At 69.7% G+C, this 26,933-nt stretch carries 25 protein-coding genes and 1 riboswitch; of the genes, 12 read left to right on the top strand and 13 right to left on the bottom strand.

The features are described 5' to 3' along the window. Positions 1-17: 17 nt before the first annotated feature. Entirely contained in the window at positions 18-1,523 is a 1,506-nt protein-coding gene (locus tag OG522_RS17205; RefSeq protein ID WP_329467632.1) for a M4 family metallopeptidase, read from the bottom strand. Between the two features lie 277 nt (positions 1,524-1,800). Beyond that, positions 1,801-2,376 carry a TerD family protein gene (locus tag OG522_RS17200; protein WP_329463856.1) on the bottom strand — a complete coding sequence of 192 codons (576 nt, stop codon included), beginning with the start codon at positions 2,374-2,376 and terminating at the stop codon, positions 1,801-1,803. A 186-nt stretch (positions 2,377-2,562) separates the two neighbouring features. Between OG522_RS17200 and arfB the strand changes: the two genes are divergently transcribed. Beyond that, on the top strand, positions 2,563-2,997 hold the full coding sequence (arfB, locus tag OG522_RS17195; protein ID WP_329463855.1) for an alternative ribosome rescue aminoacyl-tRNA hydrolase ArfB: 435 nt from the start codon (positions 2,563-2,565) through the stop codon (positions 2,995-2,997). Between the two features lie 169 nt (positions 2,998-3,166). On the opposite strand, the gene OG522_RS17190 is transcribed toward arfB, so the two are convergent. Continuing rightward, the gene (locus tag OG522_RS17190; RefSeq protein WP_382813145.1) at positions 3,167-3,640 is read right to left on the bottom strand and encodes a flavin reductase family protein; all 474 of its coding nucleotides are present in this window, start codon (positions 3,638-3,640) and stop codon (positions 3,167-3,169) included. Between the two features lie 420 nt (positions 3,641-4,060). On the opposite strand from OG522_RS17190, the gene cdgB reads away from it, so the two are divergent. Both cdgB and OG522_RS17180 read left to right on the top strand, forming a co-directional pair. Continuing rightward, the gene (gene cdgB, locus OG522_RS17185) at positions 4,061-5,734 is read left to right on the top strand and encodes a diguanylate cyclase CdgB (RefSeq protein WP_329463854.1); all 1,674 of its coding nucleotides are present in this window, start codon (positions 4,061-4,063) and stop codon (positions 5,732-5,734) included. Between the two features lie 107 nt (positions 5,735-5,841). Further along, on the top strand, positions 5,842-6,807 hold the full coding sequence (locus OG522_RS17180) for a CBM35 domain-containing protein (protein WP_329463853.1): 966 nt from the start codon (positions 5,842-5,844) through the stop codon (positions 6,805-6,807). A gap of 12 nt (positions 6,808-6,819) precedes the next feature. Here the strand turns inward: OG522_RS17180 and OG522_RS17175 are convergent, their stop codons facing one another. The 3 genes from OG522_RS17175 to OG522_RS17165 all read right to left on the bottom strand — a co-directional run bounded on the left by OG522_RS17175 (position 6,820) and on the right by OG522_RS17165 (position 9,977). Further along, on the bottom strand, positions 6,820-7,740 hold the full coding sequence (locus OG522_RS17175) for a 1-phosphofructokinase family hexose kinase (protein WP_329463852.1): 921 nt from the start codon (positions 7,738-7,740) through the stop codon (positions 6,820-6,822). Between the two features lie 72 nt (positions 7,741-7,812). Continuing rightward, on the bottom strand, positions 7,813-8,958 hold the full coding sequence (nagA, locus tag OG522_RS17170; RefSeq protein WP_329463851.1) for an N-acetylglucosamine-6-phosphate deacetylase: 1,146 nt from the start codon (positions 8,956-8,958) through the stop codon (positions 7,813-7,815). Then, positions 8,958-9,977 carry an ROK family protein gene (locus tag OG522_RS17165; protein WP_329463850.1) on the bottom strand — a complete coding sequence of 340 codons (1,020 nt, stop codon included), beginning with the start codon at positions 9,975-9,977 and terminating at the stop codon, positions 8,958-8,960. Before OG522_RS17165 ends, nagA begins: the two co-directional genes overlap by 1 nt. Before the next feature lie 283 nt (positions 9,978-10,260). Between OG522_RS17165 and OG522_RS17160 the strand changes: the two genes are divergently transcribed. From OG522_RS17160 to otsB, 3 genes are all read left to right on the top strand, one after another. Beyond that, positions 10,261-11,478 carry an extracellular solute-binding protein gene (locus OG522_RS17160; RefSeq protein WP_329467630.1) on the top strand — a complete coding sequence of 406 codons (1,218 nt, stop codon included), beginning with the start codon at positions 10,261-10,263 and terminating at the stop codon, positions 11,476-11,478. Positions 11,479-11,603: 125 nt separating this feature from the next. Continuing rightward, positions 11,604-11,831: a DUF3263 domain-containing protein gene (locus tag OG522_RS17155; RefSeq protein WP_329463849.1), complete on the top strand. Its 228-nt coding sequence runs from the start codon at positions 11,604-11,606 to the stop codon at positions 11,829-11,831. Between the two features lie 48 nt (positions 11,832-11,879). Then, positions 11,880-12,719, top strand: a complete 840-nt coding sequence (otsB, locus tag OG522_RS17150; protein ID WP_329463848.1) for a trehalose-phosphatase — start codon at positions 11,880-11,882, stop codon at positions 12,717-12,719. 104 nt (positions 12,720-12,823) lie between these two features. On the opposite strand, the gene OG522_RS17145 is transcribed toward otsB, so the two are convergent. Continuing rightward, positions 12,824-14,287 (bottom strand): alpha,alpha-trehalose-phosphate synthase (UDP-forming), encoded by a 1,464-nt coding sequence (locus OG522_RS17145; protein ID WP_329463847.1) that lies wholly within the window; start codon positions 14,285-14,287, stop codon positions 12,824-12,826. Between the two features lie 84 nt (positions 14,288-14,371). Beyond that, positions 14,372-15,319 (bottom strand): glucosyl-3-phosphoglycerate synthase, encoded by a 948-nt coding sequence (locus OG522_RS17140; protein ID WP_329463846.1) that lies wholly within the window; start codon positions 15,317-15,319, stop codon positions 14,372-14,374. 135 nt (positions 15,320-15,454) lie between these two features. Next, a riboswitch (SAM riboswitch) is annotated at positions 15,455-15,599 on the top strand. Between the two features lie 16 nt (positions 15,600-15,615). On the opposite strand from OG522_RS17140, the gene thrC reads away from it, so the two are divergent. The 5 genes from thrC to OG522_RS17115 all read left to right on the top strand — a co-directional run bounded on the left by thrC (position 15,616) and on the right by OG522_RS17115 (position 20,955). After that, a complete protein-coding gene (gene thrC / locus OG522_RS17135) occupies positions 15,616-16,902 on the top strand; it encodes a threonine synthase (RefSeq protein ID WP_329463845.1) in 1,287 nt (428 codons plus the stop codon). Between the two features lie 31 nt (positions 16,903-16,933). Further along, positions 16,934-17,209 (top strand): MoaD/ThiS family protein, encoded by a 276-nt coding sequence (locus tag OG522_RS17130; RefSeq protein ID WP_046258800.1) that lies wholly within the window; start codon positions 16,934-16,936, stop codon positions 17,207-17,209. 400 nt (positions 17,210-17,609) lie between these two features. Continuing rightward, positions 17,610-17,813 (top strand): cold-shock protein, encoded by a 204-nt coding sequence (locus OG522_RS17125; protein WP_005315736.1) that lies wholly within the window; start codon positions 17,610-17,612, stop codon positions 17,811-17,813. Positions 17,814-18,361: 548 nt separating this feature from the next. Next, positions 18,362-19,987: a chaperonin GroEL gene (gene groL / locus OG522_RS17120; protein WP_053728151.1), complete on the top strand. Its 1,626-nt coding sequence runs from the start codon at positions 18,362-18,364 to the stop codon at positions 19,985-19,987. 221 nt (positions 19,988-20,208) lie between these two features. Then, positions 20,209-20,955, top strand: a complete 747-nt coding sequence (locus OG522_RS17115) for a DUF4097 family beta strand repeat-containing protein (protein WP_329463844.1) — start codon at positions 20,209-20,211, stop codon at positions 20,953-20,955. 34 nt (positions 20,956-20,989) lie between these two features. Here the strand turns inward: OG522_RS17115 and OG522_RS17110 are convergent, their stop codons facing one another. From OG522_RS17110 to OG522_RS17095, 4 genes are all read right to left on the bottom strand, one after another. Further along, complete coding sequence (locus tag OG522_RS17110) at positions 20,990-21,568, bottom strand: Uma2 family endonuclease (RefSeq protein WP_329463843.1); 579 nt, start codon at positions 21,566-21,568, stop codon at positions 20,990-20,992. Between the two features lie 56 nt (positions 21,569-21,624). Continuing rightward, positions 21,625-22,587, bottom strand: a complete 963-nt coding sequence (locus OG522_RS17105) for a hypothetical protein (RefSeq protein WP_329463842.1) — start codon at positions 22,585-22,587, stop codon at positions 21,625-21,627. 297 nt (positions 22,588-22,884) lie between these two features. Further along, a complete protein-coding gene (locus OG522_RS17100) occupies positions 22,885-23,220 on the bottom strand; it encodes a DUF397 domain-containing protein (protein WP_329463841.1) in 336 nt (111 codons plus the stop codon). Next, positions 23,204-24,043: a helix-turn-helix domain-containing protein gene (locus OG522_RS17095; protein ID WP_329463840.1), complete on the bottom strand. Its 840-nt coding sequence runs from the start codon at positions 24,041-24,043 to the stop codon at positions 23,204-23,206. The genes OG522_RS17100 and OG522_RS17095 overlap by 17 nt, the downstream gene beginning before the upstream one ends. 118 nt (positions 24,044-24,161) lie before the next feature. On the opposite strand from OG522_RS17095, the gene OG522_RS17090 reads away from it, so the two are divergent. Beyond that, positions 24,162-24,413: a hypothetical protein gene (locus OG522_RS17090; protein WP_329463839.1), complete on the top strand. Its 252-nt coding sequence runs from the start codon at positions 24,162-24,164 to the stop codon at positions 24,411-24,413. Positions 24,414-24,613: 200 nt separating this feature from the next. Here the strand turns inward: OG522_RS17090 and OG522_RS17085 are convergent, their stop codons facing one another. Further along, positions 24,614-26,923: a hypothetical protein gene (locus OG522_RS17085; RefSeq protein WP_329463838.1), complete on the bottom strand. Its 2,310-nt coding sequence runs from the start codon at positions 26,921-26,923 to the stop codon at positions 24,614-24,616. Between the last annotated feature and the right edge of the window lie 10 nt (positions 26,924-26,933).

The raw sequence follows: 26,933 nt of genomic DNA, 5'->3' as shown, positions 1-26,933 counted from the left end.
TTGACGCTATGTCACATCTACTTCACGTTGATGGCGGTCCAAGTCGCCGCCACCGCCTTGTACTCCGCGCTGGTCGCCCCGTACAGATCCGAGGCCGCCTGGAGCGTGGTGGTGCGCGCCTTCGCGTAGTTGGTGGTCGAGGTCATGTACGTGGAGAGCGCCTTGTACCAGATCTTGTACGCCTTGACCCGGCCGATCCCGGTGACCTTCGAGCCGTCGTAGGTCGGTGAGTTGTAGCTCACCCCGTTGATCGTCTTCGCGCCGCTGCCCTCGGACAGCAGGTAGAAGAAGTGGTTGGCGGGGCCGGACGAGTAGTGCACGTCCTTGTTGCCCACCGTGCTCGACCAGTAGTCGGCGGAGTTGCCGTCCTTGCTCGGCTTGTCCATGTAGCGCAGCGGGGTGCCGTCGCCGTTGATGTCGATCTTCTCGCCGATGAGGTAGTCGCCCTTGTCGGAGGCGTTGTTGGCGAAGAACTCGACCGACGTGCCGAACATGTCGCTGGTCGCCTCGTTGAGGCCGCCGGACTCCCCGCTGTAGTTCAGCTTGGCGGTGGCGGCGGTGAGGCCGTGGCTCATCTCGTGACCGGCCACGTCGAGCGCGGTGAGCGGCTTCTTGTTGCCCTCGCCGTCGCCGTACGTCATGCAGAAGCAACTGTCGTCCCAGAACGCGTTGACGTACGCGTTGCCGTAGTGGACCCGCGAGTAGGCGGCCTTGCCGTTGCCCGCGATGCCGTTGCGGCCGAGCTCGGTCTTGTAGAAGTCCCAGGTCTCGGCCGCGCCGTAGTGGGCGTCCACGGCTGCGGTCTCGCGGTTGGAGGGCGAGCCGTTGCCCCAGGTGTCGGTGGACTTCGTGAAGAGCGTGCCGGTGCCGGAGCTGCCGCCCTTCAGGTCGTACGTCTTGTGGCCGCCGCGCGCGGCGTCGGTGAGGCTGTAGGTCGAGCCGCTCTTGGTGGTGCCGAGGGTGACCTTGCCGGAGTACTCGCTGGTTCCGATGCCGGTCTCGATCTCCTCGTGGGAGTAGAGCTCGGCGCCGGTGGTGGCGTCCGTGACGATGTCGCGGCGACTCGGGGTGCCGTCCGGCTGGGTGCCGGTGACGGTGCGTTCGTAGGCGAGGACGGGCTTGCCGGTGGCGGCCCAGATCACCTTGCGGGAGCCGGTGGGGGCGGCTTTGAGCGAGGTGGTGGCGGTGGCGACGGATATCTTCGCGTCGGTCGCCTTGTCGACGCCCTTGAGGGCGCCGTCCTTCGCGGTGTGCACGACGAGGTCGCCGCCGAGGACGGGCAGGCCGTTGTACGTGCGCTCGTAACGGGTGTGGACCGTGCCGTCGGCGTCCTTGATCACGTCGCGGACGACGAGCTGTTCCTGGGCGCCGAGCCCGATCTGGCGGGCGGCGGCGGGGGCCGCGTCCTGGGCGGTGCGCAGGGCGTCGGCGCGCTGGGTGGTGCTGAGGGGGAGCGCGGTGGCGCCGGCGGCGCGGTCGGTGGCGCCGGCGGTGGAGCCGGACTGTACGCCGACGACGACCATGGCGGCGGATGCGGCAAGAGCGGCGGCACGCAGAGTGGTTCGCACTCGGTGGTCTCCTTCACTCGTTCTGTGGGGGCGAGTTGGAGACTGCCAGGAGATGACCACATCTTGACAGCGACCCGACAAGTATTTGACCTTTTCGTGTCCGGAAGGAGGTCGCTACTGTCCGGTGAACGGTGAATTCAGGCCACGCGTAGGCAAGTTGATGCCCCCGGCGAAAAATCGCCGGGGGCATCTCACCGCGAAGACGTCAGGGCGTCGGGTCCGCCCAGTTGCGTCAGACGTTGACGCCGAAGTCCTGCGCGATGCCGACCAGGCCCGAGGCGTACCCCTGGCCCACCGCGCGGAACTTCCACTCCGCACCGTTGCGGTACAGCTCGCCGAAGACCATCGCGGTCTCGGTCGCGGCGTCCTCGCTCAGGTCGTAGCGGGCGACCTCGGCGCCGCCGGCCTGGTTGACGATGCGGATGTAGGCGTTGCGCACCTGGCCGAAGTTCTGCGAGCGGTTCTCGGCGTCGTAGATGGAGACCGGGAAGACGATCTTGTCGACATCGGCGGGCAGGCCGGCCAGGTTGACCTTGATCGACTCGTCGTCGCCCTCGCCCTGACCGGTGGTGTTGTCACCGGTGTGGACGATGGTCTGGTCCGGCGTCGACTTGTTGTTGAAGAAGACGAAGTGGCCGTCGGAGTAGACCTTGCCCGTCGCGTTCACCGCGATGGCCGAGGCGTCCAGGTCGAAGTCGGTGCCGGTGGTGGTGCGGACGTCCCAGCCGAGGCCGACCGTGACGGCGGTCAGGCCCGGGGCCTCCTTGGTGAGCGAGATGTTGCCGCCCTTGGACAGGCTTACAGCCATGGGATGTCCCCTTCGTCGTGATGTGCGGGCTTCGGCCGTCCCGAAGTTACCGTCATCCCCCATAACGTCGGCAGGGGACCGTGAGGTTCCAATCCCCTTTGCTTTCTTTGCCAAGGGGTCGTCAGGGGGGACCGGCGGCCGCGGTCCGCTGAAAAGCGGGTGACGGGGTGCCGCGCACCCGTCACCATGGATGTCATGTCCGGGCCCTATCTCATCCGCGGCTCCGTCTCCCTCCCGGAGGCCGAGCTCATCTGGCGTTTCTCCCGGTCGTCCGGGCCCGGCGGCCAGCACGTCAACACCAGCGACTCCCAGGTGGAGCTCCGCTTCGACCTCGCGAAGACCGAGGCGCTGCCGGAGGTCTGGAAGGCCCGCGCGCTGGAACGGCTCGCGAACCGGCTGGTGGGCGGCGTCGTCTCGGTCCGCGCCTCCGAGCACCGCTCGCAGTGGCGCAACCGCGAGACGGCGGCCGTCCGGCTTGCCTCGCTGCTCGCCGAGGCGACCGCCCCGCCGCCGAAGCCGCGCCGCGCCACGAAGATCCCGCGCGGCATCAACGAGCGCCGCCTGCGCGAGAAGAAGCAGCGCGCCCAGACCAAGAAGGGCCGCACCGGCCGCGACTGGTGAACCCGTACCGACCGCGGACCTGGTGAGCCCGTCTCGGCCGCGGCTCGTGAATGCGTATCGGCCGCGCAACTCGTGACTCCCTCGCGGCCGCTGCGGCTCTGCCGCACACCGGCGGTGCTGGCCCTCACACCGGCGGTGCTGCCCCGCTCGCCCCCCCCCGGGGCCCCGCTCACCCCAACTGCCGGTACTTTCCCCGGAAGTACGTCAACGGGCCGCCCTCCGCGCTCGGTAGGCCCACCGTCAGGACCCGGCCCACGACCAGCGTGTGGTCGCCCGCCACGACGTGCTGCTCGGTGCGGCACTCCAGGGTCGCCAGCGCGCCGCCGACCAGCGGGGCGCCGCTCACCTCGCCGGTGCGGTACGGGATGTCCTCGAAGAGCAGACGGTCGCTGATGCGGCCCTTCATCGCGAACCGGCCGGCGATGTGGCGCTGGCTCTCGGACAGCAGGGACACCGCCCACAGCGGCTGCTCCGCCAAGAGGTCGTCCATCCGGGAGCCGTTGCGCAGCGAGACGAGGACCAGGGGCGGGTCGAGGGAGACCGACATGAAGGCGGTCGCGGTCATGCCGACGTCCTCGCCGCGGGGCCCGTCGTCGCTGTCGTGCGCGGTCACCAGGACCACGCCCGCGGCCAGTCGGGACATCGCCGCGCGGAACTCGTCATTGCTCACCCCATCAGGATGAGGGGTTCCTGCGGGAAGTGCGGGAAGTGCGGAAAGGGTGCCGGTAAGGGGTGTCTGCAACACAACCGGAACGCTAGTCTCCTCGCACCGTCGGCCGCATCGGACCCTGGACCCAGCCCGGACCTAGGTCTTGCGGCCCGGTCCCTGCCCGCTCTCGACGCCCGCACTCAACGAGTGTTTGCGTTCAGAAAAGGTAGGGGGCAAAGACGGAAAGACCGTCCAACTCTTCCTCATCTGCTGTGACTTGAGTCACAGAGAGCACTATTTGTTGACCCTGTGTACCGGCTACGCAGCTCGCTGTGATTCAGTGGCGGGGACAGTGGAAAAGGAACGCCGATCTGAAGCCAGGAGTTGCTGTCGAGGTCTCGGGGAGAGCGAGCAATGGAGACCGAGTCGGAGCCGTACGTCCGTCTTGCGACCTTGCGGCAGCTGCATCAGGTGGTTGCGGAGCTGAACACCGCCCGCAGCCTGGCGGACACGCTGCAGACCGTTGCGGACGGCATCATCGCCGGACTCGGCTACGAGCTGGCCTGCGTCAACCTCGTACGACCCGATGGTGACCTGGTCGTCGCCGCCTTCGCGGGCAACGCCGCCGCCGAAGCCCTGATCACCGGCCGGGTCGGCTCGCGCGCCTCCTGGGACCGGCGCCTGTCGATGGGCGAGGACTGGGACGGCCTCCGCTTCATCCCGCACACCGAGGGCTGGGTGCTCCTGGAGGACGACGTACCGCAGTGGTACACCGAGGGCCCCGATCCGCGCTTCGAGGACGAGTGGCATCCGCAGGACCGCCTCTACGCCCCGATGTACTCCGCGGGCGGTGCCCAGGAGCTCCTCGGCGTCATTTCCGTCGACAAACCCCGCAACGGCCGCAAGCCCGGCGCCTGGGGCCGGGAAGCGCTCCAGATGTACGCGTCGCAGTCGGCGATTGCGATCAGCAACGCCCGGCTCCGCGCAAACATGCAGCGCGCCCTGGTCCGCCTGGAGCGCGAGCAGCAGGCGCTGCGGGCCAGCGAGGAGAGCTTTCGGCAGGCCTTCGAGTACGCGCCCTCCGGCATGGCCATCGCCGAGATGGGCGGCGACCAGCACGGCCGCCTGCTGCGCACCAACGACGCCCTGTGCCGACTGCTCGGGCGGCCCGCCTCGGTGATGCGGCGCTACTCCTTCGCCGACCTCGTGCACCCCGAGGACATAGGGACACTGCTTCGCACCTCCGCCGAGGGCGGCCGGGCCGAGCTGCGGCTCGGGCGGCGCGACGGCACCTATGTGTGGGTGTCGCTGCGCAACTCGGTGGTCGCCGACACCGCCGACGGGCCGCGTTTCCTGCTCACCCACGTCGAGGACATCGAGGACCGCAAGCGGCATGAGCTCCAGCTCGCCCACCGCGCCTCGCACGACGCCCTGACCGGCCTGCCCAACAGTGCCGAGCTGCGCGCGAGGCTGTCGGCCCGGCTCTGTCCCCGGCCGCACTCGGCCGGACCGGCGGCCACGGCCGACGCTCTGGACGCGGCGTACGACCGGCTGCCCGCCGCCGCCGAGAGCGAGGGGCACGGGCACGCGTTCCGGGCCGACGGCTTCGACTTCGACGCGGTGCCCGGCGGCGGACCGTACGACCACCACGTCCACACCGTGGCCCCCGACAGTGAGATCGACGACGGTACGAAGGGGCTCGCGGTCCTCTTCTGCGACCTCGACGGCTTCAAATCGATCAACGACCGATTCGGTCACCACACCGGTGACGCGGTTCTCATCGAGGTCGCGCGCCGGCTCACCACCGGGGTGCGCGACGGCGACACGGTGGCCCGGCTCGGAGGCGACGAATTCGTCGTCCTCGCGGACGGGCTCGGCGCGGCGGACGCCGCCGACCTGGCGGTTCGGCTGCGCAACGCGATCATCCCGCCGATCCGGGTGGACGGCAGGGCGGTCCGGGTCGGGGCCAGTTTCGGCATCGGCTGGGCCAGCTGCGGGATGTCCGTGGAAGAGGTCCTGCGCTCGGCCGACCAGCGCATGTACATCGAGAAGCGGTCGCGCGCCAAGGTCCACCGCCGGGCCGGCTGATCACGTCGGCCCCGCCGGGTGTGGTCAAGCCCAGACGGGGCAGTGGTCCGTTCGGGGTAGGCTCGGCCGGTCGGCGACGGCTGGCGGACAGTGAGGAGTGACCCCGGATGACGACGCCCGGCAACAACGGCGCGAGCACCCCCGAGGACGACGATCCGTTCGGCTACCTGTATGAGGACGGGCAGGCATCGGGCGCCAACCCGCCCCGCACCGGTGGCGGCTACGGCTACCCCGGTCCGACGGTGGGGCAGCAGCAGCCCGGAGTCCCCAGGACGTCGTACAACCAGGTGCGCACGGTCGGTGAGCGCCAGTACGGACAGATCCCGCAGCAGCAGTACCAGGGGCCTCCGCAGCAGCAGTACGGGCAGCCGACCGCCCAGTACGCGGCGCCGGAGACCTACCCCGGCGGCGCCCCGCCCCGGCAGACCCCGCCCCCGGCGCCGCCTCAGGGGCGCGGCCCCAACACCAAGGGGCTGCTGATCGGCGCGGTCGCGGTGGTCGCGGCCGTCGTCATAGGCATCGCCGTGGCGCTGGCCAGCAACAACGACGGCAAGGACAAGAAGGACGACACCGCCAACCCTGGCAAGTCTTCTTCCAGCCAACCTTCGCAACAGCCGAGCACCGACCCGTCGTCCTCGGCGTCGGCCCCGGCGGACCTGCCCAAGGACGACGCGGCGACGTTGACCCTCGGCGGCTCCGCGCAGGTCGGCACCAACGTGCCCGGCGCGCAGGCCACGGGCGGCGCGTTCGTCGGCGACTTCAACAACGTGGGCGCCTCGGTCACTTGGAAGCCCGATGTCCCGAAGGCCGGCTCGTACAAGCTGAACCTGCGCTACGGCGTACCGGGCGCCGACGCGAACGCGACGATAACGCTCAACGGCAAGGCGCAGAGCCGCCCGATGAACATGAAGAACTTCGCGGGCTCCCCGGCTGGCGACTGGTCCAAGGGCTGGCAGAGCACGTACGCCATAGTGCAGCTCGACAAGGGCGCCAACGAGATCAAGCTGTCCTGTGAGCAGGGCAACCAGTGCAACGTCAACCTCGATCAGATCTGGCTGACCCCGGCCTCCTGAAGCGCCCCGGATTCAGTGCGCGGGCCGCGACACGCGCACTGTACCGAGCAGTTCCTCGTACGCCTTCGCGTCGAACTCGCCCGCCGCGGGTGCCAGTACGGTCGCCGCGGACAGGGCCACCGCGCGGGTCAGACAGCCCGGCAGGTCCAGGCCCTCGACCAGAGCGGACAGCAGGCCGGCCACCGCCGAGTCGCCCGCGCCCGTCGGGTTGCCCTGGACGGCGGTCGGCGGGGCCGCCTGCCACAGGCCTTCGGGGGCGGCCGCGAGGAGCCCTTCGGGGCCGAGTGAGGCGACCACCGTGTGGGCCCCGCGCCGACGGGCGTCCCTGGCCGCGCGCAGCGGCTCGCGCGAACCGGTCAGCCGGGCCAGTTCGTCCGCGTTGGGTTTGACCAGATCGGGCCGGGCCGCGATCCCGCGCCGCAGCGGCTCGCCGCTGGTGTCCAGGAGCACCGGCACCTTCGCCGTGCGGGCCCGGCGCACCAGTTGGGCGTACGCGCCGACCGGCAACCCCGGCGGCAGACTGCCGCACAGCGCCACCGCGTCGGCGTCGGCGAGCAGCCGCTCGTACGCCGCGAGGAACGCCTCCCACTCGGCGGGCGAGACCAGCGGGCCCGGCTCGTTGAGCTGGGTGGTGTCGCCGCTTGTCGCGTCCACCACGGCCAGCGTGCGGCGGGTGGCGCCCGCGATGGGGACGAGTTCGTCAACGGGCGCGAAGTCGGCGAGCAGCGCGCGCAGCACCTCACCGCTCGGCCCGCCCACGAACCCCGTCACGACGGTGTCGTGACCGAGCGCGGCGAGCACCCGGGCGACGTTGAGGCCCTTGCCGCCGGGGCGTTCGGTGACCTCTTCGACGCGATGGCTCGCGTGCGGTACGAGGGCGGGGACGCGGTAGGTGATGTCGAGCGCGGTGTTCAGCGTGACGGTCAGAATCACGGGGTGATCATGTCAAACGGACGGCGGCAGGCCCAGACCTCGGGCCGACCGCGCCGCCGCGGCAGGGGGTAATCAGCCGAGTTGGGGCTCAAGAACCCACGCGCCCTTGCGCAGCACGCCCCGCACGGCGAAGTCGGCGTCCAGGACCACCAGGTCGGCGTCCTTGCCGGGTTCGAGGGAGCCCACCTTGTCGTCCACGCCGAGCAGCCGCGCGGGGTTGGCCGAAAGTGCCCGTACGGCGTCCTCCACCGCGATGCCGTCGATCGTCACCGCGCGCTGGAACGCCCGGTCCAGGGTGAGCGTGGAGCCCGCGATCGAACCGCCCTCGACCAGGCGTGCCACCCCCTGCTTGACCTCGACCTCCAGCGGGCCCAGGTGGTAGAGCCCGTCGCCGAACCCGGCCGCGTCCATGGCGTCCGTGATGAACGCGACCCGGCTCGCGCCCTTGTGGCGGAAGGCGAGTTCGAGGGCCGCGGGGTGCAGGTGCGTACCGTCGTTGATGAGCTCGACGGTGATCCGCTCGTCCTCCAGGAGGGCCGCGATCGGGCCGGGCTCGCGATGGCCGAGCGGGGGCATCGCGTTGAACAGGTGGGTGGCGACGGTGGCGCCCGCGTCGATCGCCTCGACCGTCTGCTCGTACGAGGCGTCGGTGTGGCCGATCGCCGCGATGACGCCGTGCTCGGCGAGCAGGCGTACGGAGTCGAGGCCGCCGGGCAGTTCGGTGGCGAGCGTGAACATCTTCGCGGTGCCGCGCGCGGCGTCCATCAGCTTGCGGACTTCGGCCGGGTCCGGGTGGCGCAGCAGGTCCTCGCTGTGCGCGCCCTTGCGGCACGGCGAGATGAACGGGCCCTCGAAGTGGATGCCGGCCAGGTCGCCCTGCTCGACCAGCTCGGACAGCAGCCCGGCGCGCTGGGCGAGCACGTCCATCTCGCCGGTGACCGTGGAGGCGACCACGGTGGTCGAGCCGTGCAGGCGGTGGGTGTGGACGCCCTTGAGGACGTCCTCGACCGTGCCGTTGGTGAACGAGGCGCCGCCCCCGCCGTGGTTGTGCATGTCCACGAAGCCCGGCACGATCCAGTGGCCCGACAGGTCGAGCGAGGGCGCGTCCGCGGCAGCCGCTCCGGCGATGACCGTGCCGTCGACGATCACGCGTCCGTTCTCGACGACCCCGGTCGGGAGGACGACGCGGGCGCCGGAGAGAACAAGCGATGCGGCCATCAGGCGGTTACCTCACTGGAGTCGGAGTCGGAGTCGGAGTCGGCGCCAGAGCCGGAGGCCGGGGCGGGGGCGGAGTCGGGACCGGAGCCCGAGTCGGTGGTCGTGGCGACGAGGTCCCAGGCGAGCAGGCCCGCGCCCAGGCACCCGGCGGTGTCCCCGAGGGCAGCCGGCACGATCTCGGGTAGCTTCTGGAACGTCACGCGCTCCTCGACGGCGGCCCGGAGCGGTGCGAACAACGTTTCCCCGGCTTCGGCGAGTCCGCCACCGATGATCAGCACGCGGGGGTCGAGCAGGGTGAGCGCGGTGACCAGGCCGTCGGCGAGCGCGTCGACCGCGTTTTGCCACACCGCGATCGCGCGCCGGTCGCCGGACTCGACGGACTTGGCGCAGTCGGCGGCGTCCGCGTCCGGATCACCGCTCGCCTCGGCCCAGGCCAGCGTCACGGCGGAGGCGGACGCGAGGCGCTCCAGGCAGCCCCGCTGACCGCAGGGGCAGGCGATGCCCCCCGGGCGTACGACGATGTGGCCGATCTCCCCGGCGAAGCCGTGCGCGCCCGGCTCGACCCGGCCGTCGATGCCGATGGCGCCCGCGATGCCGGTGCCCAGCGGCACGAACAGGAAGCGGTCGGCGCCCTTGCCCGCACCGATGCGGCCCTCGGCGAGACCGCCGGTGCGCACGTCGTGGCCGAGCGCCACCGGCACGCCCCGCAGCCGCTCACTGAGCAGCTTGCGCATGGGCACGTCGCGCCAGCCCAGGTTGGCGGCGTACGCGGCGACGCCGTTCTCGGCGTCGACGATGCCGGGCACGGCGACCCCGGCCGCGACGGCGCTTTCGCCGAGGTGCTCCTCGCCGTACGCCCGCAGCTCGGCGGCGAACGCGAGGATCGACTCGACGACGGCGTCGGGCCCGCGCTCCCTGCCGGTGGGCCTGCGCGCCTCGTGGAGGAGCGTGCCTTCCACCCCGACCAGGGCGGCCTTCATCCCGGTGCCGCCCACATCCAGGGCGATGACGTGTCTCACGGGGAACAGTCTCGCGCCAAAACCCACTAAAGGTCTAGTCCACTCGCCGGATGAAGTAGAAAGCGCTTTCTACGCCCAAAGTTCTCCAATGTACTCTTGCCCCGGGCGTTGCGGAAGCGATATGCGACTGGTGTAGACCTCATGCCCCCGTATGAGGGAAAATCGCAGCTCACAATCAGGACGTCACGGGGGACCGACTGGATCCGCCAGGATCACAACGAGGGTGGGATAGCGCGTGCAGCGGCGCTTCTTGGGCTTGATCGCGGCAGTGGCCGCATTCGGTATGACGGCAGTGCTCTCGGGATGCGGCGGGCAGAGCGGATCCGGCGACGTCACCCTCAAGCTGGTGGCCGCGGACTACGACATTTCCGGCGGTGGCAGTACGAAGACGTACTGGAACAACGTCGTCACGGACTTCGAGAAGAAGAATCCCGGCATCAAGATAGATGTCCAGATCTTCTCCTGGGACGTGGTGGACGCCAAGGTCGCCGAGATGGTGAAGGCGGGCCACGCCCCCGACATCGCGCAGATCGGCGCGTACTCGGACTATGCGGCGACCGGCAAGCTCTACAGCGTCGACCAGCTGCTCTCCATCCCCGTACAAGCCAACTTCCTGTCCTCGCTCGCGGACGCGGGGCAGGTCAAGCGCGTCTCCTACGGCATGCCGTTCGTGGCTTCCACGCGTCTGCTCTTCTACAACCAGACGCTGTTCGAGCAGGCGCACATCAAGGCGCCGCAGACCTGGGCCGACATCGCCTCGGACGCCAAGGCGCTCAAGGCCAAGGGTGTGAAGACCCCCTTCGCGCTGCCGCTCGGCAGCGAGGAGGCGCAGGCCGAGAGCATGATGTGGATGCTCAGCGGCAACGGCGGCTACACGAACTCGGTCGACAGGTACGACATCGACTCGCCCGAGAACATCCAGACCTTCGACTGGCTGAAGAGCAACCTGGTCGAGCCGGGACTGACCGGTCCCGTCGCGCCCGCCAAGCTCAACCGGCAGGCCGCGTTCGACGGCTTCGCCAAGGGCGAGGTGGGCATGCTCAACGGCCACCCCTCGCTGATGGAGCAGGCGAAGAAGAAGGGCATCAAGTTCGGCATGGTGCCGCTGCCCGGCCAGAACGGTCCTGCCAAGGCGGCGATGGGCGTCGCCGACTGGATCATGGGCTTCAAGCAGAGCGGGCACCGGGCGCAGATCGGGAAGTTCCTGGACTTCACGTTCTCCGACCAGAACGTGCTCCAGTTCGCGGACCAGTACGACCTGCTGCCGTCCACGGTGTCGGCGTCGGCGACGATGGCGTCGGACGCCAAGCACAAGGAGCTCAAGCCGTTCCTGGCCGCGCTCGCGACGTCGGAACTGCCGCCGGTGGGCAAGACGTCGTGGCCGAAGGTGAGCGAGACGGTGAAGAAGAAGATCGGCGGCGCGGTGGCGCCCGGCGGTTCGCCGAAGGTGGTCCTCCAGGACATCGCGAAGGTCGCGGTGGACGCGGAGAACGCCGAATAACCCTGGTCCACCTCGCCCACCACGGCCCCGCCAGGGGCGCGGGGAACCGCGCGAGCGGCCGCATGCGGTGTGTGGACGAGTGAGCGTGGGGGCCGGGGGCGTGGCCCCCGGCTACGGTGGGCCGTATGAGTGAGCTAGACGACCGGGCGCAGGCCGTGCTCCGCATGGAGGGGCGGTCCTGGCCCGCCCCCGGCGCCAAGGAACGCGCCATCCGCGAGGAGCTCGGCATCTCGCCCACGCGCTACTACCAGCTGCTCAACGCCCTCCTCGACGACACCCGGGCGCTCGCCCACGACCCGGTCACCGTCAACCGCCTCCGCCGGGTCCGCGACGAGCAGCGGGCCCGCCGCTGAGGCATTGCGCCATATGTGTCCCGGCCCGGCCCCGATAGGGTCGAGCGCATGGGCAGCCAACCGCACCCCTTGCCGACCCCCGCCACCCAGCTCGGCCGCGACGGGCTCGCCGCGATCGTCGCGAGGCCGGAACGGGCCGTCGTCGCGCTCGACTTCGACGGCACCCTCGCCGAGATCGTCGCCGACCCCGAACAGGCCCGAGCCCACCCGGACGCCGTGCCGGCGCTCGTCGCGCTGGCCCCGCACGTGGCATCCGTCGCCGTGGTCACCGGCCGGCCGGCCGGGGTCGCGGTCCGCTACGGCGGCTTCGCGGGCGTACCGGGCCTGGAACACCTCGTCGTCCTGGGCCACTACGGTGCCGAACGCTGGGACGCGGTCACCGGCACCGTCCACACCCCCGCCCCGCACCCCGGCGTAACCGCCGCCCGCGCCGAACTCCCCGGAGTCCTTGAGTCCCACGGCGCCTGGCGCGGCACCTGGGTGGAGGAGAAGGGCCAGGCCGTGGCGGTCCACACCCGCCGGGCCCAGGACCCCGAGGCCGCCTACGAGGCGCTGCGCGCACCCATGGCCGAGCTTGCGAGCCACCACGGCCTGGTCCTCGAACCGGGCCGCCTGGTACTGGAGTTGCGGCCCCCCGGCATGGACAAGGGGGTGGCGCTCGCCGCGTACGTACGAGAGGTCGGCGCCGAGTCGGTCCTGTACGCGGGTGACGACCTGGGCGACCTTCCCGCCTTCGCCGCCGTCGAAAAGCTCCGCTCGGACGGAATGCCGGGCCTGCTGGTGGCCGCGGATACGGTGATACCCGAACTGTCGGAGCGGGCCGACCTGCTGCTGAACGGCCCGGCATCGGTGACGACGTTCCTGCGAACGCTGGCCGGTCAGATGTAGCCGTTCAGGAGTTCCCTGTTGGAGGGGCGACGCCAAGCGGGCCGGGCCTTGCCACCCCGGGCAACGCGCGGGGCAAAAGGGCGGGCCCGCAGCCCTTCGGCCCCTCAGCTCCCCAGCCCCTCCAACTGGTCCAGGAACCAGCGCCGGGGCGGCACGCCCGTCCCGGCCGCGGCCAGCCGCTTCGTCCGCTCGGCCCGCTCCCCTTCCCCCATGCACAACGCCGCGTGCAGCGCGTCGGCCGTGCCCACCACGTCGTACGGGTTCACCACCAGCGCGTCGTCCCCGAGCTCCGCCACCGCGCCCGCCTCCCGCGACAGCACGAGCACGCACCCCGCGTCCGACACCACCGGCACCTCCTTCGCGACGAGGTTCATGCCGTCCCGGATGGGGTTCACCAGGGCCACGTCCGCGAGCCGGTACGCCGCCAGCGAGCGGGCGAAGTCGTCCTGGACGTGCAGCAGGACCGGGGTCCAACTTGCCGTGCCATACGCCGAGTTGATGTCCTCGGCGACCCGGGCGACCTCCGCGGTGTAGTCCCGGTACACCGCGAGGTCCTGCCGCGAGGGATACGCGAAGGCGACGTGCACGACCCGCTCCCGCCACTCGGGACGCGTGTCCAGCAGGTGCCGGTAGGCATGCAGGCCCCGCACGATGTTCTTGGACAGCTCGGTGCGGTCGACCCGCACGATCGTCCGACGGCCCGCACCGATCTGCTCGCGCAGCGCGATGATGCGCTCCTCCACGTCCGCCTCGCGCGAGCGCCGCCGCAGGAAGTCGCCGTCCGCGCCCAGCGGGTGCACCGCGATGTCCGTCTCGTGCGGCGCCCGGCCGGGCACGCGGTGCCGCAACCAGCGCCGCCCCTCGCCGGACGGCACGAACGCCTCCGTCTCGTCCGGCAGCGTCGCCGTCGCCGAGTCCATGAACGCCGACGCCCACCGCCGGGTGAGGAACCCCAGCCGGTCCGCGCCGAGCATCCCCCGCACCAGCCGCGCCGCGATGTCGTCCGGCAGCATCCGGAAGTAGTCCACCGGCGCCCACGGCGTGTGCGAGAAGTGCCCGATCCGCAGGTCGGGACGGAGCTCGCGGAGCATCCCCGGCACCAGGGCCAGGTGGTAGTCCTGCACCAGGACCCGCGCCCCGTCCCCGGCCGCCGCCGCCAGCGCCTCGGCGAACGCCCGGTTGCACGTCTCGTACGAAGCCCACTGCCGCCGGAACTCCGCGTCGAAGGACGGCTCCAGCGGCGTCTGGTAGAGCATGTGGTGGACGAACCACAGCACCGAGTTCGCGATGCCGTTGTACGCCTGGGCGAAGACCTCCGGATCGATGTCCAGCATGCGGACACCCTGTTCACCGATGCCGCGCCGCACCGCCTCGCGGTCGCCGTCGCCGAGCGCCGCGCAGACCCACAGCGACTCCACCTCGTCGCCGATCGCGCTGAGCCCGGAGACCAGCCCGCCCCCGCCGCGCCTGGACTCCAGCGAGCCGTCCTCCTTCAGGGCGTACGAAACGGGGCCGCGGTTGGACGCGAGGAGTACCTGGACCTTGGGGGTGGCGTGCTCGGAGACCATGAGCGGAACCTAGCCCGCCCCGCAATCCGCCAAACACGCGTACGCCCCGCCCGAGGGGCGGGATCCGGCCGTCCTGCCGGGGCGCTACGCGGCGCGATGGACCGGGTACTCCTCGATGTCCCGCATCGGCGGCCGCTCCTCGGTGTCCACGGCGTACGTCCGCGGTACGAAGCCGCGCTCGCCGCGCTCGAACTGGGTCAGCTCGGGGCGTACGAGGTGGCCCCGGGACAGCCGCAGCTGGGCGGTGCGGTAGATCGCGGCGGCCATCCGCCCCAGCGCCTGTCCGTCCTGGTGACGGTGCTTGCGTACGCCCACGTCGACCTGGGCCAGCCCGTCGAGGCCCACCGTGTGCAGCGCGTCGATCAGCAGGGCGATCTCCACCCCGTACCCGACGGGGAACGGCAGCCGCTCAAGGAGCGAGCGCCGGGCCGCGTACTCGCCGCCCAACGGCTGGACGAATCCGGCCAGTTGGGGCCAGTGCAGGTTGAGCAGCGGTCGCGCCACGAGCTCGGTGACCCGGCCGCCCTGGCCCGCCGCCTCTCCGAGCGGGCGGTCGTACATCGCCTTGACGAAGTCCACGTCCGGGTCGGTGAGCAGCGGCCCGACGATCCCGGACACGAACGCCGGGTCGAAGTCCTTCAGGTCGGCGTCGATGAAGCACACGATGTCGCCGCTGGTCACGAGCAGCGAGCGCCACAGCACCTCGCCCTTGCCCGGCAGCGCGGGGATGCGCGGCAGGATCGCGTCCCGGTGGACCACCCGCGCGCCGGCCGCCGCCGCGACCTCGGCGGTGCGGTCGGTGGAACCGGAGTCGATGACGACCAGTTCGTCCACCAGCGGAGTCGCGGACGTCATGAGCGCGTCCCGGATCGCGGTGACGATGGCGCCGACCGTGGCCTCCTCGTCGAGAGCGGGCAGGACGACGCTGACGGTGGCTCCGCCCTTGTGCTTCGCGGCCATGATCCGGTCCAGCGGACGCTCGGCCGCCGACCAGGAACGCCTGCTCAGCCAGCGCTCCACCTCTTCCAGCACGGTTTCCGGCCTCCTTGTGTGATCCATCTCGCGGTTCGGACGGCTGTCTCAACCGTCCGGGGCTTCGGTTACAGTCTTGAGCAACGCGGATGACCGTCGCATGTCGGGGTCGTCACCACGCTGACAATCGAATACCGCTCATCCAGAGGGGCAGAGGGAAACGGCCCGTTGAAGCCCCGGCAACCCTCCAGTCGGTTCTCGCCAGTCACGGCGCAGGTCCCCGGCTAGGGAAGGTGCCAAATCCGTCTCATGGCGAAGTTCGCCCTGAGGAAGATGAGGAGAAAGGGCCTCCCTCCATGTCTGCACAGACTGTTGAATCCCGCACTGCTGTCGATCTCGGTCCGGCGTCCGGGCTTTCCTGCCGCGAGTGCGGACAGCGCTTCGAACTCGGCCCGATCTTCGCGTGCGAACTGTGTTTCGGACCGCTCGAAGTGGCTTATGACCTGCCGCTCGGCGACCCCGAGGCGCTGCGCAAGCAGATCGAGGCCGGCCCCGAGAACATCTGGCGCTACGCGCCGCTGCTGCCCGTCCCCGCCGACGTCGCCGACAAGCCGAACCTGAACCCGGGCTTCACCAAGCTCGTCAGGGCCGAGAACCTGGCGCGCGAGCTGGGCGTCGAGCCCGGCAAGCTCTTCGTGAAGGACGACTCCGGAAACCCGACGCACTCCTTCAAGGACCGCGTCGTGGCGCAGGCCCTGGAGGCCGCCCGCGCCTTCGGCTTCACCACGCTCTCCTGCTCCTCCACCGGAAACCTCGCGGGCGCGGTCGGCGCCGCCGCCGCGCGGGCCGGATTCCGCTCCTGCGTGTTCATCCCGCACGACCTGGAGCAGGGCAAGGTCGTCATGGCCGCGGTGTACGGCGGCGAGCTCGTCGGCATCGAGGGCAACTACGACGACGTGAACCGCTTCTGCTCCGAGCTCATCGGCGACCCGCTGGGCGAGGGCTGGGGCTTCGTCAACGTCAACCTGCGCCCGTACTACGGCGAGGGTTCCAAGACGCTGGCGTACGAGATCTGCGAGCAGCTCGGCTGGCGGCTGCCGGACCAGCTGGTCATCCCGATCGCCTCGGGCTCGCAACTCACCAAGATCGACAAGGGACTTCAGGAGCTCATCAAGCTGGGCCTGGTCGAGGACAAGCCGTACAAGATCTTCGGCGCGCAGGCCGAGGGCTGCTCCCCGGTGTCCACCGCCTTCAAGGCCGGGCACGACGTGGTTCGCCCGCAGAAGCCGGACACCATCGCCAAGTCGCTGGCGATCGGCAACCCGGCGGACGGCCCGTACGTCCTGGACATCGCCCGGCGCACCGGCGGCGCGGTGGAGGACGTCAACGACGAGCAGATCGTCGACGCCATCAAGCTGCTCGCCCGCACCGAGGGCATCTTCGCGGAGACGGCGGGCGGCGTGACGGTGGGCGTCACCAAGAAGCTCATCGAGGCCGGACTCATCGACCCTTCGCTCACCACGGTCGTTCTCAACACGGGCGACGGCCTCAAGACCCTCGACGCCGTGGCCCCGACCACCGGCCCGACGGCGACGATCCGCCCGAGCCTGGACGCGTTCCGCGACGCGGGCCTCGCCCACTGAGCCACTGCTGAACGACTAGGAGCACCGAACCATGAGCGTGAACGTCCGCATCCCCACGATCCTGCGCACCTACACCGGCGGTCAGGCCGAGGTCGCCGCCGAGGGCGCCACCCTCGCCGAGGTCATCGCAGACCTGGAGAAGAACCACACCGGCATCGCCGCCCGCGTCCTGGACGACCAGGGCAAGCTGCGCCGCTTCGTCAACGTGTACGTCAACGACGACGACGTGCGCTTCGAGCAGGGCCTGGAGACGGCGACGCCCGAGGGCGCCGGAGTCTCGATCATTCCGGCCGTCGCCGGAGGCTGACCGCCCCGCCTTTGTTTTCGGAATTGCCCCCTCCACTTAAGAAGCGGAGGGGGCAATTCAACATGGTTGAGCGGGGTACAGTTGGGGAAGCCCCTTCGCTTCGAGTGCCAAGCGCATATGAGAACGCGACAACGTGGGGTCAAAGTGTGAGAGCCCTTTGCGCCATAAGTGCGCTTTGCCCGGCCCGACTTGCCCCGGAATGCAGAATAGATGGCATTCCGCTCCCTGTGAGCGCCCGGAATTCTCGTCCGATTGACCTGTTGCAGAGGGCAGTTGGGCAGATACATTCAGCCGCGGTCGACGCGTTCCGGCGCACACCCTCTCCTGTCGGAGGGTGGAGATCTGACCCGGGTCCGCGAAGTGCGGTCCCGTGCAAGGGCCAGTAATAGGGGAGTTAGGCATGGCTCAGGGCACCGTCAAGTGGTTCAACGCGGAGAAGGGGTACGGCTTCATCGCGGTCGACGGTGGTGCGGATGTTTTCGTCCACTACAGCGCGATCCAGATGGACGGTTACCGCACCCTTGAAGAAGGTCAGCGAGTCGAGTTCGAGATCTCGCAGGGCCAGAAGGGTCCGCAGGCGGACATGGTCAAGCTCGCCGTCTGATCTCGGCGCGATCGACCACCGACGCACTCACGCATGAAGGGGGCTGCCCAAAAGGGTGGCCCCCTTCACGCGTTCCCGCGTCCCCCGGGGGCGCGGCCCGGTGGTCGGCCCCCTGGGGGCTCTGCCCCCAGACCCCATTCACGCCTGAAGGGCGCTCGTCCTCAATCGCCGGACGGGCTGGGTATGGCCGCATGCACCCTGAAAGAGGCGCGGGGAACGGCGCGATCAGCCACGCCCGGTCCGCGGCCGAAATGGACGGCCCTCCGCAAGGAGCCGGGGTGCGGGGGCGGCGCCCCCGCCGGTGCTGGGGGACCGGACGACACCGGTAAGTGGAGGGGTCCGGTTCAAGAGACTCGCTTGCACTCGCAGGGGCCGAGTGCTAATCATTGGGCTTAGCACTCTCCGAGTGAGAGTGACAGAACTTGGATCGGGTCAGTGAGGCCCGCAGGCCGGGTGGGGCAAGGAACCACAAGGGCTGCAGGCCGTCCGTCGCGGGCACCGGCGCGGTCCACGAAGAACGCCACCCCTGTCCGGGAGGACCACTTCACATGGCCAAGATCATCGCGTTCGACGAGGAGGCACGGCGCGGTCTCGAGCGCGGGATGAACCAGCTCGCCGACGCCGTCAAGGTCACCCTTGGCCCCAAGGGCCGCAACGTCGTCCTCGAGAAGAAGTGGGGCGCCCCCACGATCACCAACGATGGTGTTTCCATCGCCAAGGAGATCGAGCTCGAGGACCCGTACGAGAAGATCGGCGCCGAGCTGGTCAAGGAAGTCGCCAAGAAGACGGACGACGTCGCCGGTGACGGTACGACCACCGCGACCGTCCTGGCCCAGGCCCTGGTGCGCGAGGGTCTGCGCAACGTGGCCGCCGGCGCCAACCCGATGGCTCTGAAGCGCGGCATCGAGAAGGCCGTCGAGGCCGTCTCCGCCGCTCTCCTGGAGCAGGCCAAGGACGTGGAGACCAAGGAGCAGATCGCTTCGACGGCCTCCATCTCCGCCGCCGACACCCAGATCGGCGAGCTCATCGCCGAGGCGATGGACAAGGTCGGCAAGGAAGGCGTCATCACCGTCGAGGAGTCGCAGACCTTCGGTCTTGAGCTTGAGCTCACCGAGGGCATGCGCTTCGACAAGGGCTACATCTCGGCGTACTTCGCCACCGACATGGAGCGTATGGAGGCGTCGCTCGACGACCCGTACATCCTGATCGTCAACTCGAAGATCTCTTCGGTCAAGGACCTGCTCCCGCTCCTGGAGAAGGTCATGCAGTCGGGCAAGCCGCTGCTGATCATCGCCGAGGACGTCGAGGGCGAGGCGCTGTCGACCCTGGTCGTCAACAAGATCCGCGGCACCTTCAAGTCCGTCGCCGTCAAGGCTCCGGGCTTCGGCGACCGCCGCAAGGCCATGCTCGGTGACATCGCCATCCTCACGGGCGGCACGGTCATCTCCGAGGAGGTCGGCCTCAAGCTGGAGAACGCCGGTCTCGACCTGCTCGGCCGCGCCCGCAAGGTCGTCATCACCAAGGACGAGACCACGATCGTCGACGGTTCGGGCGACAGCGACCAGGTCCAGGGTCGCGTCAACCAGATCCGCGCCGAGATCGAGAACTCGGACAGCGACTACGACCGCGAGAAGCTGCAGGAGCGCCTGGCGAAGCTCGCCGGCGGTGTTGCGGTCATCAAGGCCGGTGCCGCGACCGAGGTCGAGCTCAAGGAGCGCAAGCACCGCATCGAGGACGCCGTTCGCAATGCGAAGGCGGCCGTCGAGGAGGGCATCGTCGCCGGTGGTGGCGTGGCCCTGCTCCAGGCTTCCGCGGTGTTCGAGAAGCTTGAGCTCGAAGGTGACGAGGCGACCGGCGCCAACGCCGTGAAGCTCGCCCTTGAGGCCCCGCTGAAGCAGATCGCCGTCAACGGTGGTCTCGAAGGCGGCGTCGTCGTGGAGAAGGTGCGCAACCTGGCCGTCGGCCACGGTCTGAACGCCGCCACGGGCGAGTACGTCGACATGATCGCCGAGGGCATCATCGACCCGGCGAAGGTCACCCGCTCCGCGCTGCAGAACGCCGCCTCCATCGCGGCGCTCTTCCTCACCACCGAGGCCGTCATCGCCGACAAGCCGGAGAAGGCCGCCGCCGGCGGCGCCCCGGGCGGCATGCCGGGCGGCGACATGGACTTCTGAGCCCCGGCTCAGTAAGTCTGGTCAAGCTGTACGAACCGAGGGCGGCACCCCCTTCAAGGGGTGCCGCCCTCGGGCGTTTTCCGAACCCCCGGGGTGCGGAAAAGTGAAGCTCGATACGGGTGCTGGCTTCATGGTGGAGCCCATGGGGGCCGGTCTACGCTGGCAGTGATGATGATCGACGGCGGTTGGCCCGCCAACTGGCACCCAATCGGGGGAAGTTCATGTCTACGGCACCACAGCTGCGGCTCCGCTCCATCGCGGCCGTGACCCTGACCGCGCTCGCGGTCGGCGGCCTCGGGGCGTGCGGCGCCCTGAACGACAAGGTGGTCAAGGACGACAGCAAGGTCGCGCAGAAGATCACCTCGGTACGCATCGACACGGCGTCCGGCGGTGTCCGGCTGCGGGGGAAGCAGGGCCTGGGCGAGGTGGCCGTGCACCGGGAGATCACGTACCGCAACGCGAAGCCGGAGGGCCCGACGTACCGCGTCGAGAACGGCGTCCTGGTCCTCGAAAGCTGCGGTTCCCACTGCTCGGTGGACTACACGGTCGACGTCCCGGCCGGGATTCCGGTCACGGGTTCGGCGACGGAGGGCGCGCTGAAACTGTCGGCGGTGGGCGCGGTCAGGGTGTCCACGAGCGACGGGGAGATCACCGTGCAGGGCGCGAGCGGACCGGTCGACGTCCACACCGCCAACGGCGCGATCAATGCGACCGGCCTGAAGGGCACGGGCGTGAAGGCGCAGGCCTCCAACGGCTCGATCTCCATCACGCCGGCCACCCGCCAGGACGTCCGCGCGCAGACGTCCAACGGCAGCATCAGCGTGACCGCCCCGTCCGGCCCGTACCGCGTCTCGGCGCAGACCCAGAAGGGCAACAAGGACATAGGCATCGCGGACAGCCCGTCCGCCCCGCACCAGCTGGACCTGACCACGGGCAACGGCGCGATCACTCTGAAGTCCGCCAAGTAGGCGCCGGGGCAACGGAGTTCGACCGCCAGCCTGGTTAAAGGGCGTAGTCCTTGAGCCTCTCGGTCTCCAGGGTGATCCCCACCGGGTCGGGCAGTTCGACGGTCGCGCCGTAGGGGTGGGAGACGGTCTGCGCGTACCTGCCCTCCTGCGGGTCGCTGTGGACGACGAGGGCGTTGGCGTCCCGGTCGATGAGGAGGTAGACGGGGATCTCCGCCTGGGCATAGCCGTCGCGCTTTTCGACGCGGTCTCGGCGGTCGGTGCCGGAGTCATGAGAGGTGACTTCCACGACCATGAGTACGCCGGCGGGATCTGCCCATTCGCCCCCGCCGGCGAAATGGCCCACTGGCCCGAGTGATCCGTCCGGCCTGGTACGGCCCTTGCGGTACGCCCCGACCTTCAAGCCCTGCTCGGGATGTAGATCCAGCTCGGGCCGGTGCCGCATGCACTGTCGGAGCAGCCACATGAAGATCGTTACGTGGTCGCCGTCCGGCACGGGTTTGACCTCCAGCTTTCCGTTGATGAACTCAAGAGTCACCGTCTCGGGGGCATGGCGGGCGAGCTCTTCGAAGTCCTCGACGGACATCTGGGGGTGCTCGGCGGTGCTGGGGGTCATGGCGTCGCCTCCTCCCCTACATCGTGCCCCGCCACGTGCGCGGATGGGCTGCATGGTCACGCGGAGGTCCTCTCGGGGCGTCGCCTCGCCGCCGTCCGGGCCTCGGCGGCATGGGCGCGGACCTTTTCGGTGGGGAGGGCGGCGCCGGGCGCGCGCGGTGCGGATTCGCCTCGGCACGGAGCGCATTCGCCGCCCGGCAGGGCCTCGGGGCGGCCCGGAGCGCCGCACCTCGCGCACTCCAGAACACGCAGGGCCGGGCGCGTGGGCGCCCGTTCGGGTGGCAGCTTGTTGATGAGGCGGGTGCGGGTGATGGCGCCGGGGCTGTAGACCGGGGTCGGCAGTCCGGCGGTCAGGGCGTGCAGTACCTCCTGTTCCGTCGCGCCGCGTTCGAACCACACGGCCGCCAGCGGTTCCAGGTCCGAGCAGTCTCGCGCGGAGAGGGAGAGCGCGGGTGCGGTACGCCCCAGGGCGGCCAGCAGCGTGAACGCCCGGCTGCGAGTGGGTGGTTGAGTCACTGTGGCTGTGGCTGTGGCTGTGGCTGTGGCTGTGGCCGGGTCTGGGGCTGGGGCTGTGGGGGCGGGAGCGGAGGGGGGTGGGGGTGGGGGTGGTGGTGACGCGTCGCCGACACACCCTCGGGTGAATTCCGCCCACCACGCGTCGTCCCGCGCGGTGCGCGAGAACCATGTGTGGGTCACCCAGCGGGAACTGGTCGAGCCGCGCACATGTTCCCGTCCCCGGCGCAGGTGGCCCGCGCGTACGAGGTGCTGGAGAGCGGTACGCAAGGCGCACTGGCCGTACGGCAGCACCTTGGCCAGCGTCTTTACGGAAATGTCCGCGCCTTCCGGGAGCCGGTCGACGTATGCGGCGACGGCGGCCTCTCGGGGCGGAAGGTGCGTGAAGTCGTTGTTGGTGCGAGCCGGTTGGCCGGAGATCGAACGCTTTCCGTAGCCCGGGTTGGCCATCGGGTGCGGGTCTGCGTGCGCGGCGGAGGGCGCGGCACTAGAGTGGCTGTCAGCCATCGGATCAACTTCCTAGAGTGATCTTGGTGGTCAAGCCCCCGGAGGTGTTCCCGCACCTGGCGGGGGCTGCTTGCTGTCAGTGACGCTAGAGGGTCGTCACCTTCCGTGGCAAGCTGAACACGGAAAGTGGAAATCTGTCAGGTGTGTGCCCAACTGGCGGGGAGGGAGGGTGGGTTGAGACCCTCCTCCCATTCCATTTCAGGCACGGCTCGGAGCTCGCCGCCTGAGCTTCGGGGCATGCGCGACGAGCCGGCCGCATCAGGAAGGCGACCGGCTCGTACTGGGTGAACGGGGTTTTCAGCCCGCCGTGTTGGATCCTTTTATGTCGGCGACGAACGCCGACCAGGCCGCGGCTCGGAACACGAGCGCCGGGCCGTCGGGGACGGCCTTGGAGTCGCGGACCGGCACGAACTCGGTGCAGTCGTCGGCTACTTCGAGGCAGTTGCCGCCGTCGCCACCGCTGTGGGTGGACTTGCGCCAGCGCGCCACTTCGAGGCAGTTGCCGCCGTCGCCCCCGCTGTAGCTGGACTTGTGCCACCGGGCTACTTCGAGGCAGTCGCCGCCGTCGCCCCCGCTGTAGCTCGACTTGTGCCAAGTGGCCTTGCTCAGATCGTACTTAGGGCTGATCCTCATGGGCGTAATCCTCCGCCACTGATTCGATCAGGGCCAGGGATTGTTTTGGTGACAGTGCGCTGGCCCCGAGTAGATCGTAGGTCAGTTCGTGACGGGCGACAGTGGCGGGATCGTCCTGAAGCCGTCCCGTGCTCAGACCTTGTAGGTAGGCGAGGGGAGGGGCGTCCTCGAAGCTCATCAACTTGAGGGAGCCATTCAAAGCCGCGTGCGCCCCCGCTTCGAACTCCAACACCTGGACGATGATCCGGTGTCGGAAGCCGAGCGCGGCGATGTGAGCCAGAGCTTCGGCCATCACTTCCGAGCCGCCAACATCCCTCCTCAGTACGGCTTCGTCAATCACTGCCCACAACATGGGGGTTGTTGGATCAGCGAGGAGCTGGGCGCGCTCCAGCCGAGCCGCCACCAGCTCATCGATGACGGCCTCCGGGGCCGTGGGCTGGTAGGCGCGGAACACGGCCCGCGCATACGCCTCCGTCTGGAGTAGACCCGGGATGAGTAGAGGCGCGTACTCGCGGATCGTCGTGGCGACGGCTTCCGCCTCGGCCGCCTCGGCGAAGTGGTCGGGGTACTTGGACTTGGCGGCGGCGACGCAGTTGCGGCTGAAGAAGCCCTCGGTGCCCAGGATTTGGTCGATCTGGCGGGCGTATTCGAGGTGCATGCGGCGGGTGCCGGATTCGAGCTGGCCGATGAAGGAGCCGGAGACGAAAAGGGGCTGGCCCAGTTCGTCCTGGGTGAGGCCGGTTTTCTCGCGGGCGAAGCGGAGTTCGGCGCCGAGGAGGGCGCGGGGAGAGGTGGAGGGGTCGAGGTCCTTGGGTCCTGGCATGGGCAACTCCCTCAGGAACAGCTGGGGTTGTTGGGTTGCCGTCGGTAGTCAGGCTAGCGGGAATCGGCCACGCTGGGTGAGGAAAGCGGAACACTCGGTGTGCGGGAGGGCAAGGCAGATGGCGCTGACGGCGATGGAGCGGGTGCGAGCGGTGGAGGAGCTGCGGGAGGGCCTGGCGCGGGCCGGTGTGGTGCTGCCGTCGCTGCGCATCGACCCGCTGACCTGCTCGGGGCATGTCCTGTTCCCCCTGGTGGACCTGGGGCGCTGCAACCTGGACATGGCGCTGCGGCTGGTGGCGGTGCTGTCCGGGGCGTACGGCCCTGAAGGGGCGCCGCTGGGTGGCGGCACCCCTTCAGGGGTGAGCAACTGACAACCCACGTACCTGGGACTCCGCCCCAGACCCCGTTCGCGCCTCAAGGGCGCTCGCCCTCAACCGCCGGAGGGGCCGGAGGTGCCTGTGTCCGGCGTAGTCAGGGGCGCGGGAAACTGCGCGACCAGCCACGACGTGCCTGTAGCCGAACACCCAGCCCCGCAACCCCCCCGGCACCCTGAGGGTTACGCGCCCCAGGCTTACGCCCCGCCGGAGGCCCTGCGGCGGTGGCGGAGCCATACCAGGCCCGCGCCTGCTGCGAGCAGCGCGGCCGCCGCGCCGGCCACCGTGGCGATCTGGGTGCCCGTGTTGGCCAGGCCCCCGCTCGCGTGGTGGTCGCCGGACGGCACCCCGGTGGGGCCGGGGTTCGGGCTGGGCGTGGCCGGGGGAGTCGAGGGCTGGCCGGGGTGGGTCGGTGTGGGTGTCGGGGTCGGGGTCGGGTTCGTGCCGCCGCCCGTGCCGGTGTGGGCGGCGGTGTTGCCGCCGAGGGCAAGCAGCGCCTTGTTCTCCGCGTCGTCCGTCATCGCCTTCACGGAGATGTCGGTCGTGCGGGGCAGGTTCTTGTGCTCAGCGGTGAACTTGGCCTGAGTGACGTTCTGCTTCGGGGACTTGGAGAAGTCGACGCCCCCCGCCACACACGTGCCGGGGCGGCCGGCCTTCTCGCAGGGGTAGCTGTAGTCGCCCTGGGTGAAGGACTTCACGTAGTCCTTGTACGTCTGCTCGGGCGTCCAGGACGCGTTCTTGCCGCGCAGGGGCCAGTCGGTCACCTTGTTGCTGTTGATGATCGCGTGGTAGTCCGTCGGCGACTTGGCGTCCTGCTGGCGGATCCACTCGGCGGCGACGCGCGCGTTGTAGACGGTGCGCAGGTCGGCGTACTTGGCGTCGCTGTTCACCTTCTTCTCGATGTCCGGCACGATCATGGTGTCCATGAGTTCCTGGACGCGCTTGTGCTGGGCTTCGGTGAGGTCACAACTGCCGTTCGGCTGAGGTGTTTTGAAGTCCTGCGGGACCGAGTTGACCTTGAGTGGGGCGTCGAGGATGTAGAGGCCGCCGTCCTGCTCGCGCACCTCGGCGGGCTTGGGCACGATCCAGTTGCGCACGCCGTGGGTGCAAGGGATGTTCTCCGCCGCGAGCTTGGCGAAGAGCTGCTTGCCGATGCCGGTGCGCGGGTCCATGTCCTTGGCGTAGTCGTGCTTCATCTCCAGGTCGGCCTGGAGCAGCACGCGGCCCGCGTCCGTCGAGCCGAACGTCTTGTCCATGATCCGGCTGGGCTCGTCCGGGTTGAGGTTGACCCAGAATTTCTCCGGGGTCAGGGCGAGCCAGGTGAAGAACGAGTCGGAGATGAGCTCGGCCCGCTCCTTGCCGCCGTAGCCGAGGCCCGAGGACTCGTCGACCTTGTTGGCGGAGAACGAGTAGTTGAGGCCCCGGCCCTTGACCGGCTTGCCCACGTAGCGGAGTTCGAGGGTGGAGAAGTCGACGCCGCCGGGGCCGCGCACGCGCAAGCCCTCGGGGTCGGCGGCCCGGATGCGGTCCATCCGGCGCTTCATGTCGGCGGGGTTGGGCGGCGACTGCCGGATGACGTCGGCACTGCGGCCGATGCTGCGCGCGGTGTCCTGCGCGGTGTACTTGCCGGGGCTGAACTCGGCCTCCGGCGTGGCGACATGCTCGTACGTGGTGACCCGGCCCGATCCGCCGAGCTTCTTGAGGCTGTCGGTGTAGCGGAGCGTGTCCTCGGACTGCTGCTGCCCGAAGGTGTAACGCAGCTTGTAATCCTTGTACTTCGGGTCCTTCAGGAAGGCGCGGTCCTTCGGCGCCTGTGAACTGTCGTGGTTCCCGCCGGACTTGATTTCGAGGACTTCTTTGGTCTTGTGATTGACCGCGTCGAAGCGCCGCGTGTACGGCTTGCCGGTGTCCGGGTCGGTGACGGTGAGGCTCTCCTCGCAGATCCAGTCCGGACCGAGGAGCCCGAGGTCCTTGACGACCTTTCCGTGGAAGGCCTCGCCACGCGGATTGCGCCCGTACACCTCGATGTAGGCCTCGTTGAGCCAGTTGCTGAAGCCGCCGTACTTGGTGTCGGTGTTGCCGTTGCGCGACAGGTAGTCCTTGTACGTGGCGTAGACCCGGTCGGGAGTGCCCTCCGCGTACTTCTTGTAGGGCAGGGTGAGCTTGCCGAGGATCTTGTCGCGCTCGGCGGGGTCGTCGGGCAAGGTCAGGCCGTCCATGGCCTGGCGCTGGTTGGGGAATCCGTAGGAGTCCCAGTCGGTTTCGGGCCGCACCGCGTCGCCCTTGGCCCACGGCAGCTTGCCGGGGTCGGTGGGCTTGCCCTTGAGCTTGAACATCTGCTCGCAGGGCATGGCTTTCGTCGCGGCGTCGGCGGTGCCCTGGAGCTGCGGAAGTCCGCTGACGGAGAGGATGCCGACGGTGGCGAGCGCGACCGCGGCGCGCGCCCACAGGTGCTGTCGGCGTGTGGATACGGATATCGGAGATATCCGGGAGATCGGATGGTTCACGCGAGCGTGT

The sequence above is a fragment of the Streptomyces sp. NBC_01431 genome, from assembly GCF_036231355.1.
Lineage (GTDB): Bacteria > Actinomycetota > Actinomycetes > Streptomycetales > Streptomycetaceae > Streptomyces.
The sequence above is the reverse complement of the archived record's forward strand: the minus strand, read 5'-3'. Positions and strand labels throughout refer to the sequence as shown.

Excerpts from the sequence above, each read along its gene's own strand:
- OG522_RS17205 (WP_329467632.1), bottom strand. The coding sequence starts at position 1,523 with ATGGTCGTCGTCGGCGTACAGTCCGGCTCCACCGCCGGCGCCACCGAC.
- OG522_RS17200 (WP_329463856.1), bottom strand. The coding sequence starts at position 2,376 with ATGGCTGTAAGCCTGTCCAAGGGCGGCAACATCTCGCTCACCAAGGAG.
- arfB (WP_329463855.1), top strand. The coding sequence starts at position 2,563 with ATGGATGTCATGTCCGGGCCCTATCTCATCCGCGGCTCCGTCTCCCTC.
- OG522_RS17190 (WP_382813145.1), bottom strand. The coding sequence starts at position 3,640 with ATGTCCCGACTGGCCGCGGGCGTGGTCCTGGTGACCGCGCACGACAGC.
- cdgB (WP_329463854.1), top strand. The coding sequence starts at position 4,061 with ATGGAGACCGAGTCGGAGCCGTACGTCCGTCTTGCGACCTTGCGGCAG.
- OG522_RS17180 (WP_329463853.1), top strand. The coding sequence starts at position 5,842 with ATGACGACGCCCGGCAACAACGGCGCGAGCACCCCCGAGGACGACGAT.
- nagA (WP_329463851.1), bottom strand. The coding sequence starts at position 8,958 with ATGGCCGCATCGCTTGTTCTCTCCGGCGCCCGCGTCGTCCTCCCGACC.
- OG522_RS17160 (WP_329467630.1), top strand. The coding sequence starts at position 10,261 with ATGACGGCAGTGCTCTCGGGATGCGGCGGGCAGAGCGGATCCGGCGAC.
- OG522_RS17155 (WP_329463849.1), top strand. The coding sequence starts at position 11,604 with ATGAGTGAGCTAGACGACCGGGCGCAGGCCGTGCTCCGCATGGAGGGG.
- otsB (WP_329463848.1), top strand. The coding sequence starts at position 11,880 with ATGGGCAGCCAACCGCACCCCTTGCCGACCCCCGCCACCCAGCTCGGC.
- OG522_RS17145 (WP_329463847.1), bottom strand. The coding sequence starts at position 14,287 with ATGGTCTCCGAGCACGCCACCCCCAAGGTCCAGGTACTCCTCGCGTCC.
- thrC (WP_329463845.1), top strand. The coding sequence starts at position 15,616 with ATGTCTGCACAGACTGTTGAATCCCGCACTGCTGTCGATCTCGGTCCG.
- OG522_RS17130 (WP_046258800.1), top strand. The coding sequence starts at position 16,934 with ATGAGCGTGAACGTCCGCATCCCCACGATCCTGCGCACCTACACCGGC.
- OG522_RS17125 (WP_005315736.1), top strand. The coding sequence starts at position 17,610 with ATGGCTCAGGGCACCGTCAAGTGGTTCAACGCGGAGAAGGGGTACGGC.
- groL (WP_053728151.1), top strand. The coding sequence starts at position 18,362 with ATGGCCAAGATCATCGCGTTCGACGAGGAGGCACGGCGCGGTCTCGAG.
- OG522_RS17115 (WP_329463844.1), top strand. The coding sequence starts at position 20,209 with ATGTCTACGGCACCACAGCTGCGGCTCCGCTCCATCGCGGCCGTGACC.
- OG522_RS17110 (WP_329463843.1), bottom strand. The coding sequence starts at position 21,568 with ATGACCCCCAGCACCGCCGAGCACCCCCAGATGTCCGTCGAGGACTTC.
- OG522_RS17105 (WP_329463842.1), bottom strand. The coding sequence starts at position 22,587 with ATGGCTGACAGCCACTCTAGTGCCGCGCCCTCCGCCGCGCACGCAGAC.
- OG522_RS17100 (WP_329463841.1), bottom strand. The coding sequence starts at position 23,220 with ATGAGGATCAGCCCTAAGTACGATCTGAGCAAGGCCACTTGGCACAAG.
- OG522_RS17095 (WP_329463840.1), bottom strand. The coding sequence starts at position 24,043 with ATGCCAGGACCCAAGGACCTCGACCCCTCCACCTCTCCCCGCGCCCTC.
- OG522_RS17090 (WP_329463839.1), top strand. The coding sequence starts at position 24,162 with ATGGCGCTGACGGCGATGGAGCGGGTGCGAGCGGTGGAGGAGCTGCGG.